General features: G+C 68.5%; 17 protein-coding genes and 1 tRNA gene. 11 read left to right on the forward strand and 7 right to left on the reverse strand.

From position 1 onward, the window contains the following. Positions 1–254 precede the first annotated feature (254 nt). The 3 genes from dnaA (at position 255) to AO398_RS00790 (ending at position 3801) form a co-directional block, all read left to right on the forward strand. The gene (gene dnaA / locus AO398_RS00780) at positions 255–1751 is read left to right on the forward strand and encodes a chromosomal replication initiator protein DnaA (RefSeq protein WP_058190106.1); all 1497 of its coding nucleotides are present in this window, start codon (positions 255–257) and stop codon (positions 1749–1751) included. 210 nt (positions 1752–1961) lie between these two features. Further along, complete coding sequence (locus AO398_RS00785; RefSeq protein ID WP_058190107.1) at positions 1962–3170, forward strand: acetyl-CoA C-acetyltransferase; 1209 nt, start codon at positions 1962–1964, stop codon at positions 3168–3170. Positions 3171–3291: 121 nt separating this feature from the next. Beyond that, entirely contained in the window at positions 3292–3801 is a 510-nt protein-coding gene (locus AO398_RS00790) for a hypothetical protein (protein ID WP_058190108.1), read from the forward strand. 33 nt (positions 3802–3834) lie between these two features. Here the strand turns inward: AO398_RS00790 and AO398_RS00795 are convergent, their stop codons facing one another. Then, positions 3835–4614: an EAL domain-containing protein gene (locus AO398_RS00795; RefSeq protein ID WP_058190109.1), complete on the reverse strand. Its 780-nt coding sequence runs from the start codon at positions 4612–4614 to the stop codon at positions 3835–3837. Between the two features lie 113 nt (positions 4615–4727). Here AO398_RS00795 and AO398_RS00800 point away from each other — a divergent pair, with 113 nt between their 5' ends. After that, positions 4728–6926, forward strand: coding sequence for a 3-hydroxyacyl-CoA dehydrogenase NAD-binding domain-containing protein (locus tag AO398_RS00800; RefSeq protein ID WP_058190110.1), 2199 nt, complete (start codon positions 4728–4730; stop codon positions 6924–6926). A gap of 21 nt (positions 6927–6947) precedes the next feature. Here the strand turns inward: AO398_RS00800 and AO398_RS00805 are convergent, their stop codons facing one another. After that, a complete protein-coding gene (locus tag AO398_RS00805; RefSeq protein WP_058190111.1) occupies positions 6948–7922 on the reverse strand; it encodes a LysR substrate-binding domain-containing protein in 975 nt (324 codons plus the stop codon). Between AO398_RS00805 and AO398_RS00810 the strand changes: the two genes are divergently transcribed. Together AO398_RS00810 and AO398_RS00815 are read left to right on the forward strand one after the other, a co-directional pair. Beyond that, positions 7906–8997: an amino acid ABC transporter substrate-binding protein gene (locus tag AO398_RS00810; RefSeq protein WP_244498625.1), complete on the forward strand. Its 1092-nt coding sequence runs from the start codon at positions 7906–7908 to the stop codon at positions 8995–8997. The genes AO398_RS00805 and AO398_RS00810 overlap by 17 nt on opposite strands. Continuing rightward, positions 8994–10079 carry a GntG family PLP-dependent aldolase gene (locus AO398_RS00815; protein WP_348272342.1) on the forward strand — a complete coding sequence of 362 codons (1086 nt, stop codon included), beginning with the start codon at positions 8994–8996 and terminating at the stop codon, positions 10077–10079. Before AO398_RS00810 ends, AO398_RS00815 begins: the two co-directional genes overlap by 4 nt. A gap of 6 nt (positions 10080–10085) precedes the next feature. Here AO398_RS00815 and AO398_RS00820 read toward each other — a convergent pair whose 3' ends face one another. The 3 genes from AO398_RS00820 to AO398_RS00830 form a co-directional block, all read right to left on the reverse strand. After that, complete coding sequence (locus AO398_RS00820; RefSeq protein WP_058190112.1) at positions 10086–10946, reverse strand: 3'-5' exonuclease; 861 nt, start codon at positions 10944–10946, stop codon at positions 10086–10088. Positions 10947–11016: 70 nt separating this feature from the next. Continuing rightward, positions 11017–13446: an NAD-dependent DNA ligase LigA gene (gene ligA, locus AO398_RS00825; protein ID WP_058190113.1), complete on the reverse strand. Its 2430-nt coding sequence runs from the start codon at positions 13444–13446 to the stop codon at positions 11017–11019. A gap of 65 nt (positions 13447–13511) precedes the next feature. Continuing rightward, positions 13512–14726, reverse strand: a complete 1215-nt coding sequence (locus tag AO398_RS00830) for an MFS transporter (protein WP_244498626.1) — start codon at positions 14724–14726, stop codon at positions 13512–13514. A 196-nt stretch (positions 14727–14922) separates the two neighbouring features. Here AO398_RS00830 and AO398_RS00835 point away from each other — a divergent pair, with 196 nt between their 5' ends. From AO398_RS00835 to AO398_RS00845, 3 genes are all read left to right on the forward strand, one after another. After that, a complete protein-coding gene (locus AO398_RS00835; protein ID WP_058190115.1) occupies positions 14923–15615 on the forward strand; it encodes a 4'-phosphopantetheinyl transferase superfamily protein in 693 nt (230 codons plus the stop codon). Positions 15616–15694: 79 nt separating this feature from the next. Further along, positions 15695–15771 (forward strand) — tRNA-Pro (locus AO398_RS00840). A gap of 194 nt (positions 15772–15965) precedes the next feature. Further along, positions 15966–17021 (forward strand): hypothetical protein, encoded by a 1056-nt coding sequence (locus AO398_RS00845; protein WP_058190116.1) that lies wholly within the window; start codon positions 15966–15968, stop codon positions 17019–17021. A 7-nt stretch (positions 17022–17028) separates the two neighbouring features. Here AO398_RS00845 and tgt read toward each other — a convergent pair whose 3' ends face one another. Together tgt and queA are read right to left on the reverse strand one after the other, a co-directional pair. After that, the gene (tgt, locus tag AO398_RS00850) at positions 17029–18168 is read right to left on the reverse strand and encodes a tRNA guanosine(34) transglycosylase Tgt (RefSeq protein ID WP_152997385.1); all 1140 of its coding nucleotides are present in this window, start codon (positions 18166–18168) and stop codon (positions 17029–17031) included. Between the two features lie 11 nt (positions 18169–18179). Beyond that, complete coding sequence (gene queA / locus AO398_RS00855) at positions 18180–19244, reverse strand: tRNA preQ1(34) S-adenosylmethionine ribosyltransferase-isomerase QueA (RefSeq protein WP_058190118.1); 1065 nt, start codon at positions 19242–19244, stop codon at positions 18180–18182. A gap of 97 nt (positions 19245–19341) precedes the next feature. On the opposite strand from queA, the gene AO398_RS00860 reads away from it, so the two are divergent. After that, complete coding sequence (locus tag AO398_RS00860) at positions 19342–19590, forward strand: hypothetical protein (RefSeq protein WP_058190119.1); 249 nt, start codon at positions 19342–19344, stop codon at positions 19588–19590. Positions 19591–19913: 323 nt separating this feature from the next. Next, the gene (locus AO398_RS00865; protein ID WP_058190120.1) at positions 19914–20801 is read left to right on the forward strand and encodes a cation diffusion facilitator family transporter; all 888 of its coding nucleotides are present in this window, start codon (positions 19914–19916) and stop codon (positions 20799–20801) included. The last annotated feature ends 19 nt before the right edge of the window (positions 20802–20820 follow it).

Below are 20820 nucleotides of genomic sequence, written 5' to 3' on the forward strand. Positions count from 1 at the left end.
CAAGACTCTAACAAGCAGCTCCGCAGGGGCCGGCAACACTTGGGGTTGGGAATCTGAGCCGTCCCCACAAGTCCCACTGTTAAAGGAACTGTAGGTAATTGTTGATAGGCTCCTCCAATCGGCAAAAGTTCCTTGGCGGGGAGTTGACTCCATCCAAGGACTCTGTCCCGCCCGGTTATGCGGGACGCTGAGGGCGTAAATCGTGCGTACGCGCGGCCTGCGGGTTTCCGCCGGCGGCGTCGGGAGAGCCAGTGATGCGTGTCGACGGAACGGTGGCGAGCGACGACGAGAGTGGCCGCAGCGGCGGCAATACGGATTTCGGATCCGCCTGGGCGCGGGTGAAGCGTCGGCTGCGCGCCGAGCTGGGTGAGGACGTGTTCGCCAGCTGGTTCGCCCGTCTGGAGCTCGAAGGCGTCTCGGCCGGCACGGCGCGGCTGACGGTGCCGACGCGCTTCCTCAAGAGCTGGATCGAGTCGCACTACCTCGACCGCGTGCTCGGCACCTTCAAGGCCGAGGCCGAGGAGATCGCCCGGATCGAGGTCGGCGTGCGGGGTACCGGCGCCCCGGCCCGCGCCGCCGCGGTCGGCGTGCCGAAGGCCGGCCCGGCCAGCGGCCCGCTCGCCCGGCTCCACGCCACCAACACGCCGGCCCCAATGGCCCCAGCGGTGGCGACCGCCTCCGAGCAGCGCAACGCCGATGCCGGGGGGGACCTCAGCGGCACGCCGCTCGATGCGCGGCTGACCTTCTCCAGCTTCGTCATCGGCCGCTCGAACGCGCTGGCCCACGCCGCCGCCGAGCGGGTCGCCCGGCACCAGGGCGAAGGCGCACTCTACAACCCGCTCTACCTCCATGCCGGGGTCGGCCTGGGCAAGACGCACCTGCTGCACGGCATCGGCCACGCGGCCCGCGAGGCTGGGCGTCGGGTGATCTACCTGACCGCCGACCGGTTCATGTACGGCTTCGTCAACGCCCTGAAGACGCAGTCGGCGCTCGCCTACAAGGAGCGTCTGCGCGGCATCGACCTGCTGATCCTCGACGACGTCCAGTTCATCCAGGGTAAGTCGATCCAGGCCGAGTTCGGCCACACCATCAACGCGCTGATCGATGCCGGCCGTCAGGTCGTCGTCGCCTCGGACCGGCCCCCGACCGAGCTGGAGGCGCTGGACGAGCGCGTCCGCTCGCGCCTGGGCGGTGGCCTCGTGGTCGAGATCACGGCCCTGGACGAGGCGCTGCGCGTCTCGATCCTGTCGGCGCGGCTCGCCGCGGTGCGAACTGCGCATCCGGGCTTCGACGTGTCGCCACAGGTCGCGACCTACGTGGCCCGGGCGATCACCGCCAACGGTCGGGATCTGGAGGGCGCGGTCAACCGCCTGCTGGCGCACGCCACGCTGACCGGCACCGCCGTCACGATGGAGACCGCCGAGAGCGCCATCCGCGACCTCGTGAAGAACCGCGAGCCAAAGCGCATCAAGATCGAGGACATCCAGAAGCTGGTGGCCTCACGCTACAACGTCTCGCGCTCGGACATCCTGTCGGAGCGGCGCACCGCCGCCGTCGTCAAGCCGCGCCAGATCGCCATGTACCTGTCGAAGGTGCTGACCCTGCGCTCGCTGCCCGAGATCGGCCGCCGGTTCGGCGGGCGTGACCACACCACCGTGCTGCATGCGGTCCGCAAGATCGAGAAGCAGATCGGCGAGGATGCGGTGCTCGGCGACGAGGTCGAGCTCCTGAAGCGCATGCTGCAGGATTAGGATCCCGACGGGATCCAGGCCACCTGACTTCGCGACCGCGCCCGATCGAACCCCGATCGGGCGCGGTTCCGTTTCAGGCCCCTCTCAGGCCGGCCGTTTCCCCGGGACCTGGGATGGTGCGACGCGTATGGGCCGTGGCAGACTGGCGTCCAGCGACTCGGCCCGTTATGGCCGCGTCGCCAACAGGCAAGAACATGCTGGGGAACGCCGATGCCCGAAGCCTTCATCTACGATCACGTCCGCACGCCCCGCGGTCGTGGAAAGGCGGATGGCGCGCTGCATGAGGTAACGGCCCTGCGCCTGGCCGAGACGGCCCTGCGGGCGCTCAAGGACCGCGCCGGTCTCGACACGGCGCTGGTCGATGACGTCATCCTCGGCTGCGTCGACCCGGTGGGCGAGGCGGGGGGCGACATCGCCCGCGCCGCGGCCCTGGTCTCCGATTACGCCGACCATGTCCCGGGCGTGCAGATCAATCGCTTCTGCGCGTCGGGTCTTGACGCGGTGAATTTCGCCGCCGCGCAGGTGATGAGCGGCCAGCACGACATGGCGGTGGGCGGCGGCGTCGAATCGATGAGCCGCATCGGCATCGGCGCCTCGGGGGGCGCGTGGCCGGTCGATCCGGCAATCGCCATCAAGTCGTATTTCATGCCGCAGGGCGTCTCGGCCGATCTGATCGCCACCAAGTACGGCTTCTCGCGGGACGATTGCGACGCCTATGCGGTCCGCTCGCAGGCGCGCTCGGCCAAGTCCTGGGCGGACGGGCTGTTTGGCGGCTCGGTGGTGCCCGTGCGCGACGTGAACGGCATCACGTTGCTGGACCGTGACGAGCATATGCGGCCGGGCACCGACATGCAGTCGCTGGCTGCGTTGAAGGCCTCCTTCGTCCAGATGGGGCAGATGGGCGGGTTCGACGCTGTGGCGACGGATGCGCATCCGGACGTCGAGACGGTCAACCACGTCCACCATGCCGGCAACTCGTCGGGCATCGTCGACGGCGCCGCCGCCGTGCTCATCGGCTCAAAGGCGGCCGGCGATGCCGCCGGGCTGCGCCCGCGGGCGCGAATCCGGGCCTTCGCCAATATCGGTTCGGATCCGGCCCTGATGCTAACCGGTCCGGTCGATGTCACCCGCAAGATCCTGGCTCGGTCCGGGCTGAGTCTTTCGGATATCGACTTGTTTGAGGTGAACGAGGCCTTCGCGGCCGTGGTCCTGCGCTTCTGCCAGGCCTTCGATCTTGACCCTGAGGTCGTCAACGTCACCGGCGGCGCGATCGCCCTGGGCCATCCCCTCGGTGCGACCGGCGCGATGATCCTTGGGACGGTGCTGGACGAGCTGGAGCGAACCGGCAAGGAGCGCGCACTAGTGACGCTCTGCATCGGTGCCGGCATGGGCACCGCCACGATCATCGAACGGGTCTGAGCGAGACTGCGGCGTGGGAGCCGACGGGGCCCGCTCCCCAAAGCCGAGGAACGCTGCTAGAGGCGCGGATGACGTACGGCACGAATCCGGGCCGAACGATAACAAATTGGGAGTCGAGCCCTTGAACCGCCTGATCGCGACGCTCTGCCTGGGCGTCTCCATGAGCCTGCCGCTTGCCGCGCGCGCCGACGAAGCGTCGGACCGCGTTGCCGAGGCGACCGCGCTCGTCAACAAGACCCTGATCAAGAACCTCCAGACCGGCTTCAACGTCGCCCTGGAAAAGACCGTGGCGCCGATGCCGGAAGCGCGCGCCGAGGCCGTGCGCAAGGAACTCACCGACGAGTTCGAGAAGCAGCGCGGCATCATGATCGAGGGCCTGTCGAAGGAATATGCCCAGAAGTTCACCCTCGCCGAGCTGAAGCATCTCGACGAGATCTACGCCGATCCGACCTACCTCAAGTTCCAGACGATGAACGCCGACCCCAACTCCGCAGTGACGGCGATCTCGCAGAACTCGGTGACCAAGCTCCTCAACATGCTGGCGGTGGCCGCCGCCGCCGACAACACGCCCAAGCCCGGCGCGCCGCCGGTCTCGCCGCCGGCGGCTCCGCCCGCTCCGGCGCCGAAGTAGCCCATGCCGTCCCCCGCGAGCGATCGGCTGGCCTCAAGCCGCGCGCGCGGCCGCTTGGGGGGCGAAGCCTTCGACCGCGGGCAGCGCCTCCAGCCTTGGTTTGGCGAAGTGATAGCCCTGCATCAGCGTGATTCCGAGGCCGCGCAGGGCGTCCCGTTCCGCTGCTGTCTCGATGCCCTCCGCCAGCACGGTGACCCCGAGGGCCCGGGCGATGGCGATGATCCCCGTTACGATCGCGTGCCGGCCGGAATCGGTGTCGATGCCGCGCACCAGCTCCATGTCGATCTTGATGAGGTCGGGCCGGAAATTCGCCAGCAGGTTCAACCCGGCGAAGCCCGCACCGAAATCGTCGAGCGCCGTCAGGAAGCCCTGCCGGCGATAGGCGGCGACGATGCGCTTCACGTGCTCGATGTCTTGGAATCGCTCCTGCTCGGTGAATTCGAACATGATGCGCCGGTGCGAGAACTCAACCCGCCGGGCCGCCTCCAGCGAGGCGCGAATGCAGGCATTCGGCTCGTAGACCGCGTTCGGCATGAAGTTGATCGAGAGCCGCGTGTCGCTGTCCCGGGGGAACAGGCGTCCCGCCAGCTCGATCGCCTTCACGCGCGCAGCCTGATCGAACTGGTAGCGCGTCGCGTCGGTCACCCGTTCAATGATCGTGCCCGCCGGCTCGCCGTTGGGCCCGCGCACCAGAGCCTCGTAGGCCCAGACGTGTCCGGATCCGACATCGAGGATCGGCTGGAACGCCATCGTGAAGTCGAAATCGAGGGCGGCTCCGTCGCGGCATGCGCGGCAGCCAATATCCTTCGTCATGTGCCGAATCCGTCGGTACCCCCCGACCGGCGGATCATGCGCTCCAGCACTCAATGCAACCTTAACGTACAACCACCGGCTTTTAGACGGCGTGACTTTGGGAGGACGGCACCATGACGCTGGCGGATTTCCATTTTGAGATCGATTCAGACGGCGTTGCGATGGCGACCTGGGATATGCCCGGCCGGTCGATGAACGTGATCACCGAGGGGGTGATGGACCAGCTCGAGCAGATCATCGAGCAGGTCGCCAGCGATGCCGCCATCAAGGGCTGCGTGATCGCCACCGGCAAGGACAACTTCTCCGGGGGCGCCGACCTCACGATGCTGCAGGGGCTTGGCCGAGCTTATGAGCAACTGAAGGCCGAGCAGGGTGAGGAAGTGGCCATGCGCCATTTCTTCGAGGCGTCGCGCCGCCTGTCGCTGCTGTTCCGCCGGCTGGAGACCTGCGGGAAGCCCTTCGCCGCAGCAATCCAGGGTCTGTGTCTCGGCGGCGCCTTTGAGCTTGCCCTGTCCTGCCATCACCGGATTGCCTCGGACGATGCCAAGACCCGGGTCGGGTTGCCAGAGATCAAGGTCGGCCTGTTCCCAGGCGGTGGTGGCACCCAGCGCGTCGCCCGGCTGATGCAGACCGGCGACGCGCTCCAGATGCTGTTCAAGGGCGAGCAGATCCGCGCGCCGATGGCCAAGGGCATGGGCCTGATCCACGTGGTGGCGCCGCAGCCCGAGATCGTCGAGCGTGCCAAGGCGTGGATCCGCGACGGCGGCTCGGCGGTCGCCCCCTGGGACGTGCCGAAGTTCAAGGCGCCCTCCGGCAAGGTCTACTCACCGGCCGGCATGATGATCTGGCCGCCGGCCAACGCGATCTACCGCCGGGAGACCCACGACAATTACCCGGCCGCCAAGGCGATCCTGGCTTCGGTCTACGAGGGCCTGCAGCTGCCGATGGACCTCGCCCTGCGCGTCGAAAGCCGGTACTTCGCGCATATCCTGCGCTCGAAGGAGGCGGCGGCGATGATCCGCACTTTGTTCATCTCCATGGGCGAGCTGAACAAGGGGGCCCGCCGACCGAAGGACGTCCCGGCCACCAGCCTGCGGCGGGTCGGCGTGATCGGGGCCGGCTTCATGGGTGCCGGCGTCGCCTACGTCACCGCCCAGGCCGGGCTCGAAGTGGTGCTGGTCGACCAGTCGATCGAGGCCGCCGAGAAGGGCAAGGCCTACGCCCACACGCTGATCACCGGCCAGATCAACAAGGGCCGCGCCAAGACCGCCGATCGCGACGCGCTGCTCGGCCGGATCACCACCACGGCGGATTATGCCACGCTCAGCGGGTGCGATCTCGTGATCGAGGCGGTGTTCGAAGATCCGAGGGTCAAAGCCGAGGTGATCCAGAAGGTCGAAGCGGTCATTAGCCCCGACACGATCTTCGCCTCCAACACCTCGACACTGCCGATCACCGGCCTGGCGAAGAGCTCGCAGCGGCCGGAGCAGTTCGTCGGCATCCACTTCTTCTCGCCCGTCGAGAAGATGATGCTGGTGGAGATCATCAAGGGCGAGGCCACCGGCGGCGCGGCGCTCGCCACCGCCCTCGACTATGTGCGGCTGATCAAGAAGACCCCGATCGTCGTGAACGACGCCCGCGGCTTCTTCGCCAACCGCTGCGTCGGCGCCTACATCCTGGAAGGCCACAAGATGCTGGCCGAGGGCGTGCCGCCCGCGATGATCGAGAGCGCCGGGCGTCAGGCCGGCATGCCCGTCGGACCACTGTCGCTCAACGACGAAGTCGCTCTGGATCTCGTGCTCAAGATCGCCAAGGCCACCGAGGCGCAGGTGGGGGAGGGGGTAGTCGATCCCGCCCAGAAGTCGATCCTCACCGCCATGGTCGAGGGCCAGGGCCGGCTCGGCCGCAAGAACCGCAAGGGCTTCTACGATTATCCCGAAGGTGCGCCCAAGCGCCTCTGGCCGGGCCTGGCGGAGCTGCAACCGAACCGGCTCGACCCGGAGGCGGTCGATTTCAACGAGTTGAAGCAGCGGCTCCTAGTGGTGCAGGCGCTCGAAGCCGCCCGCACCGTCGGTGAGGGCGTGGTGACGGATCCCCGAGAGGCCGATGTCGGCTCGATCCTGGGCTTCGGCTTCGCCCCGTTCACCGGCGGGACCCTGTCCTACATCGACTTCATGGGCGCGGCGTCCTTCGTCGCGCTCGCCCGCGGGCTGGAGGTCAAGCACGGCCCCCGCTTCCGGGTGCCCGACACCCTGGCGGCCATGGCCGAGCAGGGCGGGACGTTCTACGGCGCGCAGAAGCGTGCCGCCTGATCCGTCGCGTCCGAACGCGCGTCAGCCCAGGATACGCCGGCCGTTCCCGATCGCCTCGGGAACGGCCGGCAGGGCGGCGTCGGGCAAATGGGCTAGTTCCTCGAGCAGGATCGCCCGCGCGCAGGCGCCGAATGCGCGCATCAGCCGGCTCCGCGTATGGTCGGGCGGGAACAGTAATGCGAACCGCACCTGCAGGGCCGGCGTGAACGGCCGGATGAGGATCGGCGAGACCTTCGCTTCCTCGTAAGCCGCCAGCGGGTTGATCAGGCTGACGCCGAGGCCCGCCGAGACGAGGGTACAGATGGCGGCGCCGAGGCCGGCTTCCGCGGTGATGGTCATCTCCACACCCGCCGTCTGGAACACGGCGTCGACGCGGCTGCGCAGGGCACTCGCGAGCGGGGAGGCCACGAAGGGGATCCCGCGAAAATCCTCCGGGCCGAGACGGGGGCGGGCACCGAGCGGGTGGTCCCGTGGCAGAACGGCGACGCAATCCATCGTGAGTACGTGTTCGAGCCGGGAATCCAGCGCGTCGCCGTAGAGCATTGTCAGGGCGGCGTCGCAGAAGCCGCTCGAGATCCAGCCATTGACGGTCTCGTCGTCGCCGGAATGAATCGCCACGGTTACGTCCGGGTGCTCGGCTTTAAAGCGGGCCACCGCGCGGGCGAGCAGGCCGCCGGCAAGCCGGGGCATGGCGGCGACCCGCAGCCGCTCGGCGCCGAAGGCGCGGATGCGCGCGGCCGCCGCCTCCAGGCTGGTCAGGCCGAAGAAGGCCCGATCGACTTCGGCGTGAAAGCGCGTGCCGTCGAGCGAGGGCGAGAGCCGGCTGCCGCTGCGATCGAACAGGGGCAGGCCGGTCATGGCCTCGAGCTGCGCGATCAGCCGGCTCACCTGCGGCTGCGAGGTATGGAGCTGCCGCGCCGCCTCGGTCATCGACCCCGCGGCCATCACGGCCCGGAATGCCTCGATATGCCGGAAGGTCATGCGCCGCTGGGCCATATCAAATCCGCATGGTCCGCAGGGAAATCGGAATTGGACGCCGGTTGATGGAGGCAGGATAAACATCCTCCGGCAAGCCGGCGAGTCCACGTTCGACTCCCGCACGGTGCCAGCCTCGGCGAAGCCAGGCTGGGTCGGTGCCCGAAAGTGGAGTGTTGGGGTGTTGAACAGGATCGCGTTGTTGCTGGCCGCCTCGCTGATGGTCGGAGCAACGACCCCATCGTCTGCGGAAGGCACGGGACGTCTCGATAAGCTCCGGTCCCTTGGGCAGATCAGCCTCGGATTTCCGGATGCGTCCCCTCCGTTCGGCTTCCTCGACGGCGACGCGAAGCCGATGGGCTATTCGGTGGAGATATGCGAGCACGTTGCCGAGAAGCTGAAGGTCGGCCTGGGCCTGCCGAAGCTCGAGATCCGCCACGTCCCGGTGATGTCCGCAACGCGGATTCCACTGATCAACAACGGCACGATCGATCTCGAATGCGGGACGGCGAGCAACCTGGCGGAGCGGCACAAGCTCGTCGCCTTCGCGCCGACGACCTTCGTGGCCCAGGTGGTGTTGACCGCCCGGAAAGACACACCGGTGGACGTCAACGATCTCGCATCCTTTCGCGGCAAGGCGATCTCCGCGCAGGCCGGCGGTGAGACCCAGCGCGTCGCCACTCGGATCAACGTGCGCGACAAGCTTGATCTCCGAATCATGCCCGCCAAGGATACTGGCGAGGTGTTTCTTCTCCTGGCTAGCGGCCGCGCCGCCGGGATGATCAACGATGACGCACTGGCCCATGCGACCGTGGCCGGTGCCAAGGATCCGTCGGAGTACAAGATCGGCGACAAGGGCCTCGAATTTTCGCCCTACGGTATCCTCGAGCCGAAGGACGATCCGGATTTCAAGGCTGCGGTCGACAAGGCTGTGATCGAACTGATTCAGGACGGGACCGTCGCCCGGCTCTACACGAAATACTTTCAGTCGCCGCTGCCGCCGAAGGGCATCAATCTCGACCTGCCGATGAGCGATGTATTGAGGCGCGCGCTCGCCAAACCGACCGATTCCGGCGACGAGGCCGACTACAAGTGAGTATTGCCGAGGTCCAGTCCGAGATCATGATGCCCGAGGAAATCGGCACGCGGCCGAATGTGGTCGACCTGCGCAGCGATACCGTCACGCGGCCCACCGAGGCCATGTACCAGCGGATGCGCGAGGCGCCGCTCGGCGATGACGGCCTGGAGGGCGACCCGACTGCGCGCGAGTTGGAGGTCACCACGGCGCGCATCCTCGGCAAGGAAGCCGGCCTCTTCGTGCCGAGCTGCACCATGGCGAATTTGCTGGCGATCCTGGCACAGGTCCAGCGCAGCGAGCAGATCCTGCTTGAGGCGCAGGCCCACATGCTCAACACCGAGCGGGGCGCCGCGACTTTCACCGGCACCTTCATGCTCGGGCTCCCAGGCGTGGACGGGGCCATGGACCTCGACCGGCTGGAAGATGCCCTTCGGCCCAGCGCCAGTCCGCTCCGGACCGCGATGGTCGCGCTGGAGACATCACACAACGCGGCTGGCGGCACCGTGCTGCCGCTCCTCCATATGGTGGCGGTGGCCGGCATGGCCTGGACGCGGGGCATCCGGGTTCATCTCGACGGCGCGCGCCTGTTCAATGCCGCGGCGCATCTCGAGGTGACCCCGGCCGAGATCGCCGCCCAGGTCGATACGGTCTCCCTCTGCCTGTCGAAGGGCTTGAGTGCACCGGCCGGTGCGGTGCTGGCTGGTCCCGCTGCCGTGATCGGGGAGGCGCGGCGGCTCCGGAAGATGCTCGGCGGCACCCAACGTCAGATCGGGATCGTGGCGGTGGCCGGCCTGGAAGCGGTCACCGCAATGGGCGTCCGGCTCGCCGAGGACCACACGACGGCCCGCCAGCTCAGCGAAGCGCTGAACGGCCTGGATCCGCGTCTCGCGGTGAGCATCCCGCAGACCAACATCGTCCAGGTCGATCTCACCGGGACCGGCCGCGACAGCGCCCGCTGGGTGAAGGATCTCGAAGCCGCCGGGATTCTGACCCGTCCGCTCGGCGAGCGGCGCCTGCGGCTGGTCACGCACCGGCATATCGGTTCGGACGATGTCGCGCGCGCGATCGCGGCGTTCCGGATCTGCCTCGACGCGGTCTGATGGCCATCAGGCGACGCGGACCTTCGCACCGAGCATGCGGGCGAGGAGTTCCACGTCGTCGGCGTTGTCGGAGATCAGGTCGGTGATATCTCCGACCTCCAGCGCCTTCACGTGGCGGCAGCGCATGCCGTAACGGCCGGCCGTACAGGTACAGCGCAGCTGCGGGCCGCCGGTCCGTTCCTCCAGCACGACATCGTAACGGTTGCCGGTCGAGCCCCGGATCGTGAAGCTCAGCGCTGAAGGGGCGGACGGGAAAGCGGCCAGCGCCCGATCGCTGATGGCCCCCGGAGCCCGGCGGGGGAGGGAGGGGCCGCCCGTCACCCGGGTGACCGGCACACCGATCGCCGCGGCGAGACCGTGCACGTCGGGGGTCTCTGTCTCCCGCATGGCCGCCAGGGCGATCGCCGCGCAGGCATAGGCATCCTCCCCGGCATCGTGATGCTCGAAGCGGATGCCGAGGCGCCGGGCGACCTTGCCGAGGCCGCACCCTTCCGGCGCCGGAAACACCCGCCGGGAGATCTGCACTGTGCAAAGATACGAAAGGGCTGGAACCGGCAGGCCGGCGCGGGCCAGGCCGGCGCGCAGAACGCCGATGTCGAAGCTGGCATTGTGCGCGAGGATCAGCCCGCGCGTCAGGTCGCCGAGATACGGCGCCATCACACCGGCGAAATCCGGCTGATCGGCGACGTTGGCCGGCAGGATGCCATGGACCCGGATGTTGCCCGGCGAGAAGCGCATGTCTGGCGGCCGGATCAGATGGCTTTCCCGCCGGACGATCCGCCCGTCCGCGATCCAGGCGAGCCCCACCGCGCAGGCGCTGTCGCGCCGCTCGTTGGCCGTCTCGAAGTCGAGGGCCAGGACCGTCATCGCGGGTGGACCATGCCGGGGAACGTTCTCGGGGTGTTCCAAACCGGTCTAAGCCTGCCGGAGTCGCGCTTCAACCCTCGGCCACCATCCCCAGCCAATCGTCTTCCGACACGACCCGAACGCCGTGCTTCTCCGCATCCTTCAGCTTGGAGCCGGCCCCGGGGCCCGCGACCACGAGGTCGGTCTTGGCCGAGACTGATCCCGAGACCTTCGCGCCCAACCGCTCGGCCACCGCCTTGGCCTCGTTGCGGGTCATCTTCTCCAAAGTGCCGGTGAAGACCACGGTCTTGCCGGCGAAGGCCGACGCCGCTTCCGGTCGCTCCATCGACTCGACGGTCACCTCTTCGAGCAGAGCCGCGACGGCGTCGGCATTATGCGGCTCGGAGAAGAACAGGATGAGCGCATCGGTCGCCACCGGGCCGATCTCGCCGTCATCGGCAAACAGCCGATAGGCATCGCCGGGCCGCTGCCCGGCGGCGCGGGCGAGGGCGGCCCGAACGGCATCGGCATCGCCGTAATGCGACAGCAGATTCTCGCGCTGGGGTGCGCTGAGGCGCGCACGCGGCGCGTCAGACGATGCGTCGTCGGGGAGACCGAGATCGAGCAGCCGGTCCCGGGTCATGCCGCCGACCCGCGGCACGGCGGTGAGCTCGACCCAGTCCGGACCGGGCTGCGCGGCGGCAGCTTCCGTGATGGCTGCGATCAGGGTCAGCATATTGGGGAAGCGCTTGGCGAGCGCCTTGGCGGTGGCTTCGCCGATCTGGGGGATGCCCAAGGCGAACAGCAGACGGTTCATGGGAACCCGGCGGCGGTCCTCGACTCCGGCCAGCAAGTTCTTGATCGCCTTGTCGTCCTCTTCGCCCTTTTTCTTCGCGGCCTTCTTCGGCGGCTCGGTGGCTCCGGCCTCGGCGCGCCGTTCAGCCGACAGCGCCTCGCGCCGCGCTACGACGGCAGCCTTCAGAGTCTCGAAATCGAGCCGGAACAGGTCGGCCGGCTGGTGCACCAGACCGGCCTCGAACAGCACTTCGATATATGTCTCGCCGAAGCCCTCGATGTCGAAGCCATTGCGCGACACGAAGTGCTTCAGCCGCTCGACCCCCTGCGCCGGGCAAATCAGGCCGCCGGTGCAGCGCCGGATCGCGTCAAGGCGACCGGTGCGCGGGTTGATCGCCCGCACGGCGCGGCTGCCGCAGGCCGGGCAGGTCTCCGGGAAGGCGAAGGGCTGCGAATCCGATGGCCGCTTGGTGAGGTCGACATCCATCACCTTCGGGATCACATCGCCGGCCCGGACAACGGTGACGGTGTCGCCGACGCGGATGTCGCGCCCGTCGCGGATCGGCTCACCGTCGGCGCCGACGCCCTTCACGTAGCCCTCGTTGTGCAGGGTCGCGTTGGAGACGACGACGCCGCCCACCGTCACCGGCCGCAGCTTCGCCAGGGGATTGAGGGAGCCGGTACGGCCGACATTGATGACGATGTCTTCGACGATCGTCGTGGCTTCCTGGGCGGCGAATTTGTGCGCCAGCGCCCAGCGCGGCGAGCGCGAAACGAAGCCAAGCCGCTTCTGCAATGCGAGATCGTCCACCTTGTAGACGACGCCGTCGATGTCGTAGCCGAGCCCCGCGCGATCCGCCTCGATCTGACGATAGTGATCGAGCATCGGTTCGATGGCGGTGAAGGTCCGCGTGAGCGGGTTCACCGGCAGGCCCCAGGCGGCGAAACGCTCGAGAACACCGGATTGGGTGTCAGCGATCGGGCCTGATAGCTCGCCCCAGGCATAGGCGAAGAACTTCAGGGGGCGCGAGGCAGTGATGCCCGGATCGAGCTGGCGCAGGCTCCCGGCGGCGGCGTTGCGCGGGTTGGCGAACAGCGGCTTTCCGGCCGCCTCCTGGCGCGCATTGATCGCCGCGAAATCGGCATGCGACAGGTAGACCTCGCCGCGCACCTCGCAGACCTCCGGCCATCCAGAGCCTCCCAGGACCGCCGGGATGTCCCGGACCGTGCGGGCATTGGCTGTGACGTTCTCGCCGACCTCACCGTCCCCGCGGGTGGCCGCTGTCTCCAACTGGCCGTTCACGTAGCGCAGCGACAGGGACAGGCCGTCGATCTTCGGCTCGGCGGTGAAGGCGAGGGGAGTCTCCTCGGGCCAGCCCAGAAAGCGCCGGACGCGGGCCACGAACTCGGCGACCTCCTCGGCGTCGAAGGCGTTGCCCAGCGACAGCATCGGCACCGCATGCCGAACCTTCGCGAATTTCTCCGAGGGCTTTGCGCCGACCGTCGTGCTCGCCGCGCCGGTCCCGGCGAGATCGGGGAAGCGGGTCTCGATCTCTTCCAGTCGGCGGCGGAGGCGGTCGTATTCCGCATCCGAAATCTCGGGTGCGTCTTCCTGGTGGTAGAGTCGATCGGCCTCCTGGATCGCCTCCGAGAGCCGCGCATGCTCGGTGCGCGCCTCCTCAGCGGTAAGGTCGAGGTTCGGCGTGTCGGGCTTCGCGGCTGGCATGGGGGCGTTCTAGCGCATCGCGGGCCTGACGGGAGCCGGTCGCGGCGCGGCATCCCCGCTTTCCGTCATTGGCGGGACGCGAGCAGATCGCCGCGCCCGACCAGCAGCAAGGCGCCCAGGAATACGGTTGCGACGACGGTGCTCAAGCCCGCCAGCGGCATCACCGCGGCAAGCCAGCCCGACAGCGCCGTGCCGGTGACCGAGCCCAGATTCATTGTTGCCATATAGACTTCAAACTGCGTCGCCGCGCCGGCCCTCCCGCGGCTGGCCTGGAGCAGGGCCGGCATCAGCGCGACGATCAGCAATCCCGGCATCGCATTGGTCAACGCCAGGATCAGGGGTGCGGCCGATCCCAGCAGCCCGGCGGCGATCAGGGCAGCGGTCAGCATGAAGCTTACCACGCTTGCGAGGAGCAGGGTCCGCAGGGGCCGTACCGGCCCGACCCGGTCCGACCACACTCCGATCGCGAAGGCGCCCGCCGTGCCGCTCACGAGCGCCAAGCCTGCTTCGAGCCGAGACAGGGTCGCAGGGTCCCAGCCCCGGCCCTGGAGCAAGTCGATCGAGAAGGGCAACTCGAACAGCCCGAGGGCAGCGTCGAGGCCGAAGCAGAGGGCGAGCAACTGCAGGGCGCGCTTCCGCCGCAGGGCCAGGCCGAGGCGGCGGATGAAGCGCAAGAACGCGATGCGCCGCGGCGGCGGTCCGCGCCGCTCAAAACTCCCGACCGCATCGCCGGGTGCTTCGCGCACGAGAATCATCGGCAGGCTCGCCAGGATGCCGGCCGAAAGCAGAGCGGAGAGGCTCACGGTGAGCCCGTAGCCGGACAGCGTCCATCCCAGACCGGCGGCGCTGAGGCTGGTCCCAGCGACGAACCCGGCCCGGGTGCACGCGCTGACGCGGCCAAGCTCGGCCGCCGGGACGTGGTCCATGATCAGCCGATCGCAGGCCGTGTCGAGCAGTGAAGCGAACAGGCTGTGGACCAGGAAAGCGAAGCCGAGCAGGCCGATCTGATCGACCTTCAGCAGCAGCATCAGGGCGATCGTTGCGTGACACCCAAGGATGGCCGCCACCGCGAAGGGCCGGCGTCGGCCCATGCGATGATCGCCGGATCGATCGACCAGCGGACCCCACAGGATCGGCTGTAACGTCCAGGGCAAACCGGCCAGGGCAAAGTGAAACCCGACCTCCGTGGCGGAGACGCCGTGCGCGGCCAGGTGATTGGCCAGGGCGGTGAGCGAAAATCCGGCGATCAGGCCCTGGTAGAGATAGGTCGCGAAGAACACGCCATACCGCGCACGCCGCCCTGCGAGATTCGGCGCCAGGAGCCTTCGACGATAGGACCTGGCGCTCAGATCCGGGGGCACTTGCCGGTCCGGTGCTGCACGACGAGGCTCCTCTTCTTGCCACCCCGGGACCCGAACCCGTGTCGCTCCGTCTCAAGCACCTTACGGTCAGCCTGTATCCGCCGGGAGGCGTCGCGTGAGCGCGGCCGAAGTTTGGGTCGTCGATCTGGCGCTGTCTTTGGCGCAGCTCGAAATCTGCGGCACCGTTCTCGATGCATCGGAGCGGGAACGAGCCGTGCGCTTCCTGCGTCCCGCCGATCGTGCCCGGTATCAGGCGAGCCATGCAGCCCTCCGGCTCATCCTCGGCGAAGCCCTCGGCCTCGCGGCAGGTGACATCCGCTTGGAGGTCAGCGCCGCGGGCAAGCCCGCGCTCGCCGACGGTATCCTGGACTTCAACCTGTCGCATTCCGGGGGACGCGCCCTCGTCGGCCTCGCCCGCGGCGCGGCCATTGGCGTCGATGTCGAGGAGATGCGGCCCATCCCGGATGCCCTGCGGATCGCCGGTGCGCATTTCTCACCCGACGAGGCTGCAGCCCTGTCAGCGCTGCCACCGCATGCGGTCAGTGCCGCTTTCTTCGGCCTGTGGACCCGCAAGGAGGCGGTGGTGAAGGCTTTGGGGACCGGCCTGTCCCTGCCCCTGGATCGATTCAGCGTCAGCGTTCCGCCGACATCCGCGCGCCTTCTGCGCATGGCTGACGGCGGCACGTTCACCCTCGCTGACATCAATGCCGGAGCCGGTTACGCGGCCACGGTCGCGGTGCTGTCAGGACAGACCGAGATCGCAATTCGGCATCTCGGTCACGGTTGGCCGAACCGCCTGCGCAGATAGATCAACACCGGCCTTGCGGTACGGGAAAGGCGCGGCTATAAGCCCGCTGCCGGCAGTTGCGGACACGCAGTTCGGCCTTCGGAGTGTAGCGCAGTCTGGTAGCGCACCACGTTCGGGACGTGGGGGTCGCAGGTTCAAATCCTGCCACTCCGACCAAGCTCTCTTTTGAGCAGAGGTCTTCCCGCTTTACTTGGCAACCTGAATCTCGTTCCTTGGAACGGGCCGGCGCCTTTGGGTCGAGCGTGCGGACAGATCCGCGCCGCCACGACCTTCCTGGGACCAAGCGTTCGGTTCTCCTCGACTCCGAATGACGGCGACGGCGTCCATCGAAGTTTGTATGTGGCCTGCCCATGGCCTCGGAAACACAAGCCGGTCCCATCCACGCCGAGACCGCGCCTGACGCATGGGCGGTTTTCTCGCGCCTGTTTCTGATCGGCGCGGCCTTCGTCGGGCTTGCCGCGATCATCGCAACGGCGCTGCTGGACCCGTACGGCCTGCGTGCGGGCCCCGGGCATCCACCGGGCCCGATCATGGACACCAATCAGCGGCTGTCCTACCCGCAGATCGCCCGCGGCGGCGATTTCGACGCTGCTGTGTTCGGGACCTCGACGGCACGCCTGCTCGACCCGACCGCCCTCGATGCTGCCTTCGACGCGCGATTCGCCAATCTGGCAGTGAATGCCGCGACGCCGGACGAGCAGATCCGTCTGGCCCAACTCTTCCTCGAACACCGAGCCGTAAAAGCAATTGTCTTCAGCCTCGACACGACGTGGTGCGCCGCCGATCCGCCGGCTCGCACAGCGAACGCATTTCCGGATTGGCTGTACGAGCCTGGGACACCCTGGGGCGTCCTGCGCCAGTCCAGCCTGCGCTCGCTCACGATCGCGGCGCAAACCGGGCTCGCACGCCTGGGCCTGGCGCAGCCGCGGATCCGCTCCGACGGTTACGCGGTCTTCACGCCGCCGGAGGCGCTGTACGATCCCGTACGCGCCCGCGCCCACATCCGAGCCGGCACTCTCGATCCGGCCGCCCCGGCCGACCGATCGGACGCACCCATGCCGGCCCTTACACAGCTTGAGACGCTTCTCAGGCGCGTCCCGGCGGGCGCGCTGAAGCTCATCGCCCTCATGCCGGTACATGCGGCGGCGCAGGGCGCCCCCGGATCGCCGATCGGCCGACGGGAGGCGGCCTGCAAGGCTCGGGTTGCGGACATCGGCGCGAAAAGCGATGCCGTCGTCGTGGATTTCCGGATGCCGTCGCCCGTAACCACGCAGGATACGAACTACTGGGACGCGCTGCATTACCGCCTGCCCGTGGCCGCGCGGATCGTGGCGGATCTGAAGACGGCCGTCAGCACCGGTGCCGATGACCCGGCGGGAATCTACCGGGTTCTCGCACGCCCGTGACGCCGCCTTATCCAGCGGCGGCGCGCTCGGCTCGTGCCCAGCCTTCGCGCGTGGCGCTGCAGTAATCTGCGAACCGCCCGTCCCGGATCGCCGCCCGGGCCCCTGCCATCAGATCCTGGTAATAGGCCAGGTTGTTCCAGGTCAGCAGCATCATCCCCAGGATCTCGTTCGAGCGGACGAGATGGTGGAGGTACGCCCGGGAATAGTCGCGTGCGGCCGGGCAGGTCGAGGTCTCGTCCAGCGGCGCCGTATCCTCGGCGTGGCGGGCATTGCGCAGGTTGACCCGACCGTTGCGGGTATAGGCGAGGCCGTGGCGGCCGGCCCGGGTCGGCATCACGCAATCGAACATGTCGATGCCCCGGGCGACCGCGCCCAGGATGTCGTCCGGCGTACCGACGCCCATCAGGTAGCGCGGCTTGGCCTGCGGCAGGTGCGGCTCCACGGTCTCGATCAGGGCGAACATCACCGCCTGCGGCTCACCCACCGCCAGGCCGCCCACGGCGTAACCCTTCAGATCGAGGTCGGTCAGGGCGCGGGCACTTTCGACGCGGAGCGCCGGGACGTCGCCGCCCTGAACGATGCCGAACATCGCCTTACCTGGCTGCTCGCCGAAGGCCACGCGGCAGCGCTCGGCCCAGCGCAGGGACAGATGCATGGCCTTCTCGATCGCCGCGTGCTCGGCGGGCAGGCGCACGCACTCGTCGAGCTGCATCTGGATGTCGGAGCCGAGCAGACCCTGGATCTCGATCGAGCGCTCCGGGCTCATGTGGTGGGCAGTGCCGTCGATATGCGAGCGGAAGGTCACCCCCTGCTCGTCGATCTTTCGCAGGGCCGAGAGTGACATCACTTGGAAGCCGCCGGAATCGGTCAGGATCGGCCGGTCCCAGTTCATGAACCGGTGCAGGCCGCCGAGCCGGGCCATCCGCTCGGGGCCGGGGCGCAGCATCAGGTGGTAGGTGTTGCCCAGCACGACGTCGGCGCCCAGTTCCCGGACCTGACCGGGATACATCGCCTTGACGGTGGCGGCGGTGCCCACCGGCATGAAGGCCGGCGTGCGGATGTTGCCCCGCGGCGTCGCGATCGCGCCGGTCCGGGCGCTGCCGTCCTGCCCGTGCAGGGTGAAGCCGAAGGGCGCGGTCTCGGTCATGGCAGGAACGGTCATGAGATGTCCGTGCGCGGGCCCGGAAACAGCAGGCTGGCGTCGCCGTAGGAGTAGAAGCGGTAGCCGCTTCGGATCGCGTGCGCGTAGGCCGCCCGCATCGTGTCGAGGCCCGAGAAAGCCGAGACCAGCATGAACAGGGTCGAGCGCGGCAGGTGAAAGTTCGTCACCAGCGCGTCGATCGCGCGGAACCGGTAGCCGGGCGTGATGAAGATGTCGGTCGGCCCCGAGAAGGCCGAGAGCGTGCCGTCGGGGCTCGCGGCGCTCTCCAGCAGGCGCAGCGCCGTGGTGCCGACCGCGACGATCCGGCCGCCGGCGGCCCGGACGGCGTTGAGGGCGTCGGCGGTCTCGGCGTCGAGGATGCCGATCTCGGCGTGCATCCGATGGCCGTCGGTATCGTCCGCCTTGACCGGCAGGAACGTCCCGGCCCCGACATGCAGGGTGACGTGGTGGCGTTGCAGGCCAGCGGCGTCGAGGGCGGCCAGCAGTTCATCCGAGAAATGCAGGCCCGCCGTGGGCGCCGCCACAGCGCCGGGATGGCGCGCATAAATGGTCTGATAATCGGTGACGTCACGGTCGTCGGTGGCGCGCTTGCCGGCGATGTAGGGCGGCAGGGGCAGGGCGCCTTCGAGGGCGATCTGGGTGTCGAGCGCGGCGCCGGCCCGGTCGAAATCGAGGGTGATCTCGCCGGCCTCGCCCTTCGCGAACACGATGGCCCGAAGGTCGCCGAACTGAAGCGCATCGCCCACGGTCAGCCGCTTGGCTGGCCGTGCGAAAGCCCGCCAGCGCGCCGGTGTCTCGCGCAGATGCAGCATCACCTCGGTGCGCTGGCCCGGAGCGCCAGGGCGGGTGCGCACGCCGTTGAGCCGCGCCGGGATCACCCGCGTGTCGTTGAACACCAGGGCATCGCCGGCCCGGAGCGCGCCGGGCAGATCCCGCACGCTGCGGTCCGCGAGCGCCTCGCCCGGGCACACGACGAGAAGCCGCCCGGCATCGCGCGGCTCGGCCGGACGCAGGGCGATACAGCTCTCGGGCAACTCGAAATCGAACAGGTCCACGCGCATCGCCGGCTGCCTGCACCGAACGGCACACGGTTTCAACCTCGGAACCGGTTCGCGGCCCTGCCGGTTCTCGCCTCACCGCAGCGGGAGACGCTTGAACATGCCCTGGTACGCCGTGCGACCCCGCGATGCTGCCGACCCGCGCTGGCCGCTGCCCGGGACCGAGGAGATCGTGCTGAAGGCCGACGATCCCGCAGGCGCCCGGGCGAAGTTCGAGGAGGCCTATCCGAGCGAGCCGTTCGGGAGCCCGGCAATGCCCGTACCCAATTCCGGGACCGGCAGCTTCCGCGGCGATGCGGACGGGCTGATCGTGGCCGAGACCGGCGAGCCGGCGTCACCACGGGACTGAGCAGCATGGTCAGGACCAGCCGTACCCGGCGCATCACCCTCGACGGCCAACTCGTGGGGTACTGGGACAGGGAGGCGGCGCGTCTTGCAACGATGGCAGCCGCATCGCGTTTCGCGTGGCAGAAACGACGTTTGTCGCGGAAGGCCGCCGAGGCACAGGCGAAGGCCGATCGAAGCCGGCAGCGCGAGGCGGATCGCGGCCAGGCCATGCCACCGGCAGAGGCATAGCCGAAGCTAAAATTTATTCGCCAGCGTCGAAGCTTTGCCGTGGCCTGAGGCAAGCTGCATCCCGTATGGGCACGTCGACTCGTAATCGGCGTACTCATGGACCGGACCCAGAAAGCAGCCCTCCTCAGCGCCGGCATCGGCCTCGTGGTCACCGCGCTGAAATTTTATGCCGCGTGGCTGACCGGCAGCCTGGCGCTCTACTCGGATGCGCTCGAGAGCATTATCAACGTGGTCGCCGCCGTCGGCGCCTTCGTGGCGCTGCGCGTGGCCGCGCGTCCGGCCGACGCGGAGCATCCCTACGGGCACCACAAAGCGGAGTTCTTCTCCGCCGTGATCGAGGGCGCGCTCATCGTCGTCGCGGCGGTGCTGATCCTGCGGGAGGCCTATTTCGGCCTGCTCGCCCCAAAACATCTCGACGCGCCGGCTCTGGGCGTGGCGATCAATCTCGGGGCTGGGGCCATCAACGCCGTTTGGGCCTGGGCATTGATGCGCTGGGGGCGCGCCTGGCGCTCACCGGCCCTGGTCGCGGATGCCCGGCATGTCTTCGCCGACGTAATCACGTCGTGCGGGGTGCTCGTGGGCGTCGTCGCCGTCTGGCTGACCGGCTATCCGGTTCTCGACCCGGCGGTGGCCGGGCTCGTGGCGCTCAACATTCTCTGGTCCGGCTTCCGCATGGTGCGCGAATCGGTTGACGGCCTGATGGATCGGGCGGCCTCACCCGACATGGTCTGCGAGATTCGCGCGCTGATCTCCCGTCACGGCGAGGGCGCGCTGGAAGCCCATGACGTCCGGACACGCTCTGCCGGGCAGGCGACGTTCATCGATTTCCACCTCGTGGTCCCCGGCAGCATGACCGTCGAGGCGTCCCATGCCATCTGCGACCGCCTGGAAAGTGCCCTGGAAACCACGATACCGGGGGCTGTCGTCACCATTCACGTCGAGCCGGGCGAGGAAGCGAAGGCGCGAGGCTTGCCGGTTCTCTGAACGCTCGGCGCTTCCGGGG

This window comes from Methylobacterium sp. GXS13 (assembly GCF_001455965.1).
Lineage (GTDB): Bacteria > Pseudomonadota > Alphaproteobacteria > Rhizobiales > Beijerinckiaceae > Methylobacterium.

Excerpts from the sequence above, each read along its gene's own strand:
- dnaA (WP_058190106.1), top strand. The coding sequence starts at position 255 with ATGCGTGTCGACGGAACGGTGGCGAGCGACGACGAGAGTGGCCGCAGC.
- AO398_RS00785 (WP_058190107.1), top strand. The coding sequence starts at position 1,962 with ATGCCCGAAGCCTTCATCTACGATCACGTCCGCACGCCCCGCGGTCGT.
- AO398_RS00795 (WP_058190109.1), bottom strand. The coding sequence starts at position 4,614 with ATGACGAAGGATATTGGCTGCCGCGCATGCCGCGACGGAGCCGCCCTC.
- AO398_RS00800 (WP_058190110.1), top strand. The coding sequence starts at position 4,728 with ATGACGCTGGCGGATTTCCATTTTGAGATCGATTCAGACGGCGTTGCG.
- AO398_RS00810 (WP_244498625.1), top strand. The coding sequence starts at position 7,906 with ATGCGCCGCTGGGCCATATCAAATCCGCATGGTCCGCAGGGAAATCGG.
- AO398_RS00805 (WP_058190111.1), bottom strand. The coding sequence starts at position 7,922 with ATGGCCCAGCGGCGCATGACCTTCCGGCATATCGAGGCATTCCGGGCC.
- AO398_RS00820 (WP_058190112.1), bottom strand. The coding sequence starts at position 10,946 with ATGACGGTCCTGGCCCTCGACTTCGAGACGGCCAACGAGCGGCGCGAC.
- ligA (WP_058190113.1), bottom strand. The coding sequence starts at position 13,446 with ATGCCAGCCGCGAAGCCCGACACGCCGAACCTCGACCTTACCGCTGAG.
- AO398_RS00845 (WP_058190116.1), top strand. The coding sequence starts at position 15,966 with ATGGCCTCGGAAACACAAGCCGGTCCCATCCACGCCGAGACCGCGCCT.
- tgt (WP_152997385.1), bottom strand. The coding sequence starts at position 18,168 with ATGACCGAGACCGCGCCCTTCGGCTTCACCCTGCACGGGCAGGACGGC.
- queA (WP_058190118.1), bottom strand. The coding sequence starts at position 19,244 with ATGCGCGTGGACCTGTTCGATTTCGAGTTGCCCGAGAGCTGTATCGCC.
- AO398_RS00860 (WP_058190119.1), top strand. The coding sequence starts at position 19,342 with ATGCCCTGGTACGCCGTGCGACCCCGCGATGCTGCCGACCCGCGCTGG.
- AO398_RS00865 (WP_058190120.1), top strand. The coding sequence starts at position 19,914 with ATGGACCGGACCCAGAAAGCAGCCCTCCTCAGCGCCGGCATCGGCCTC.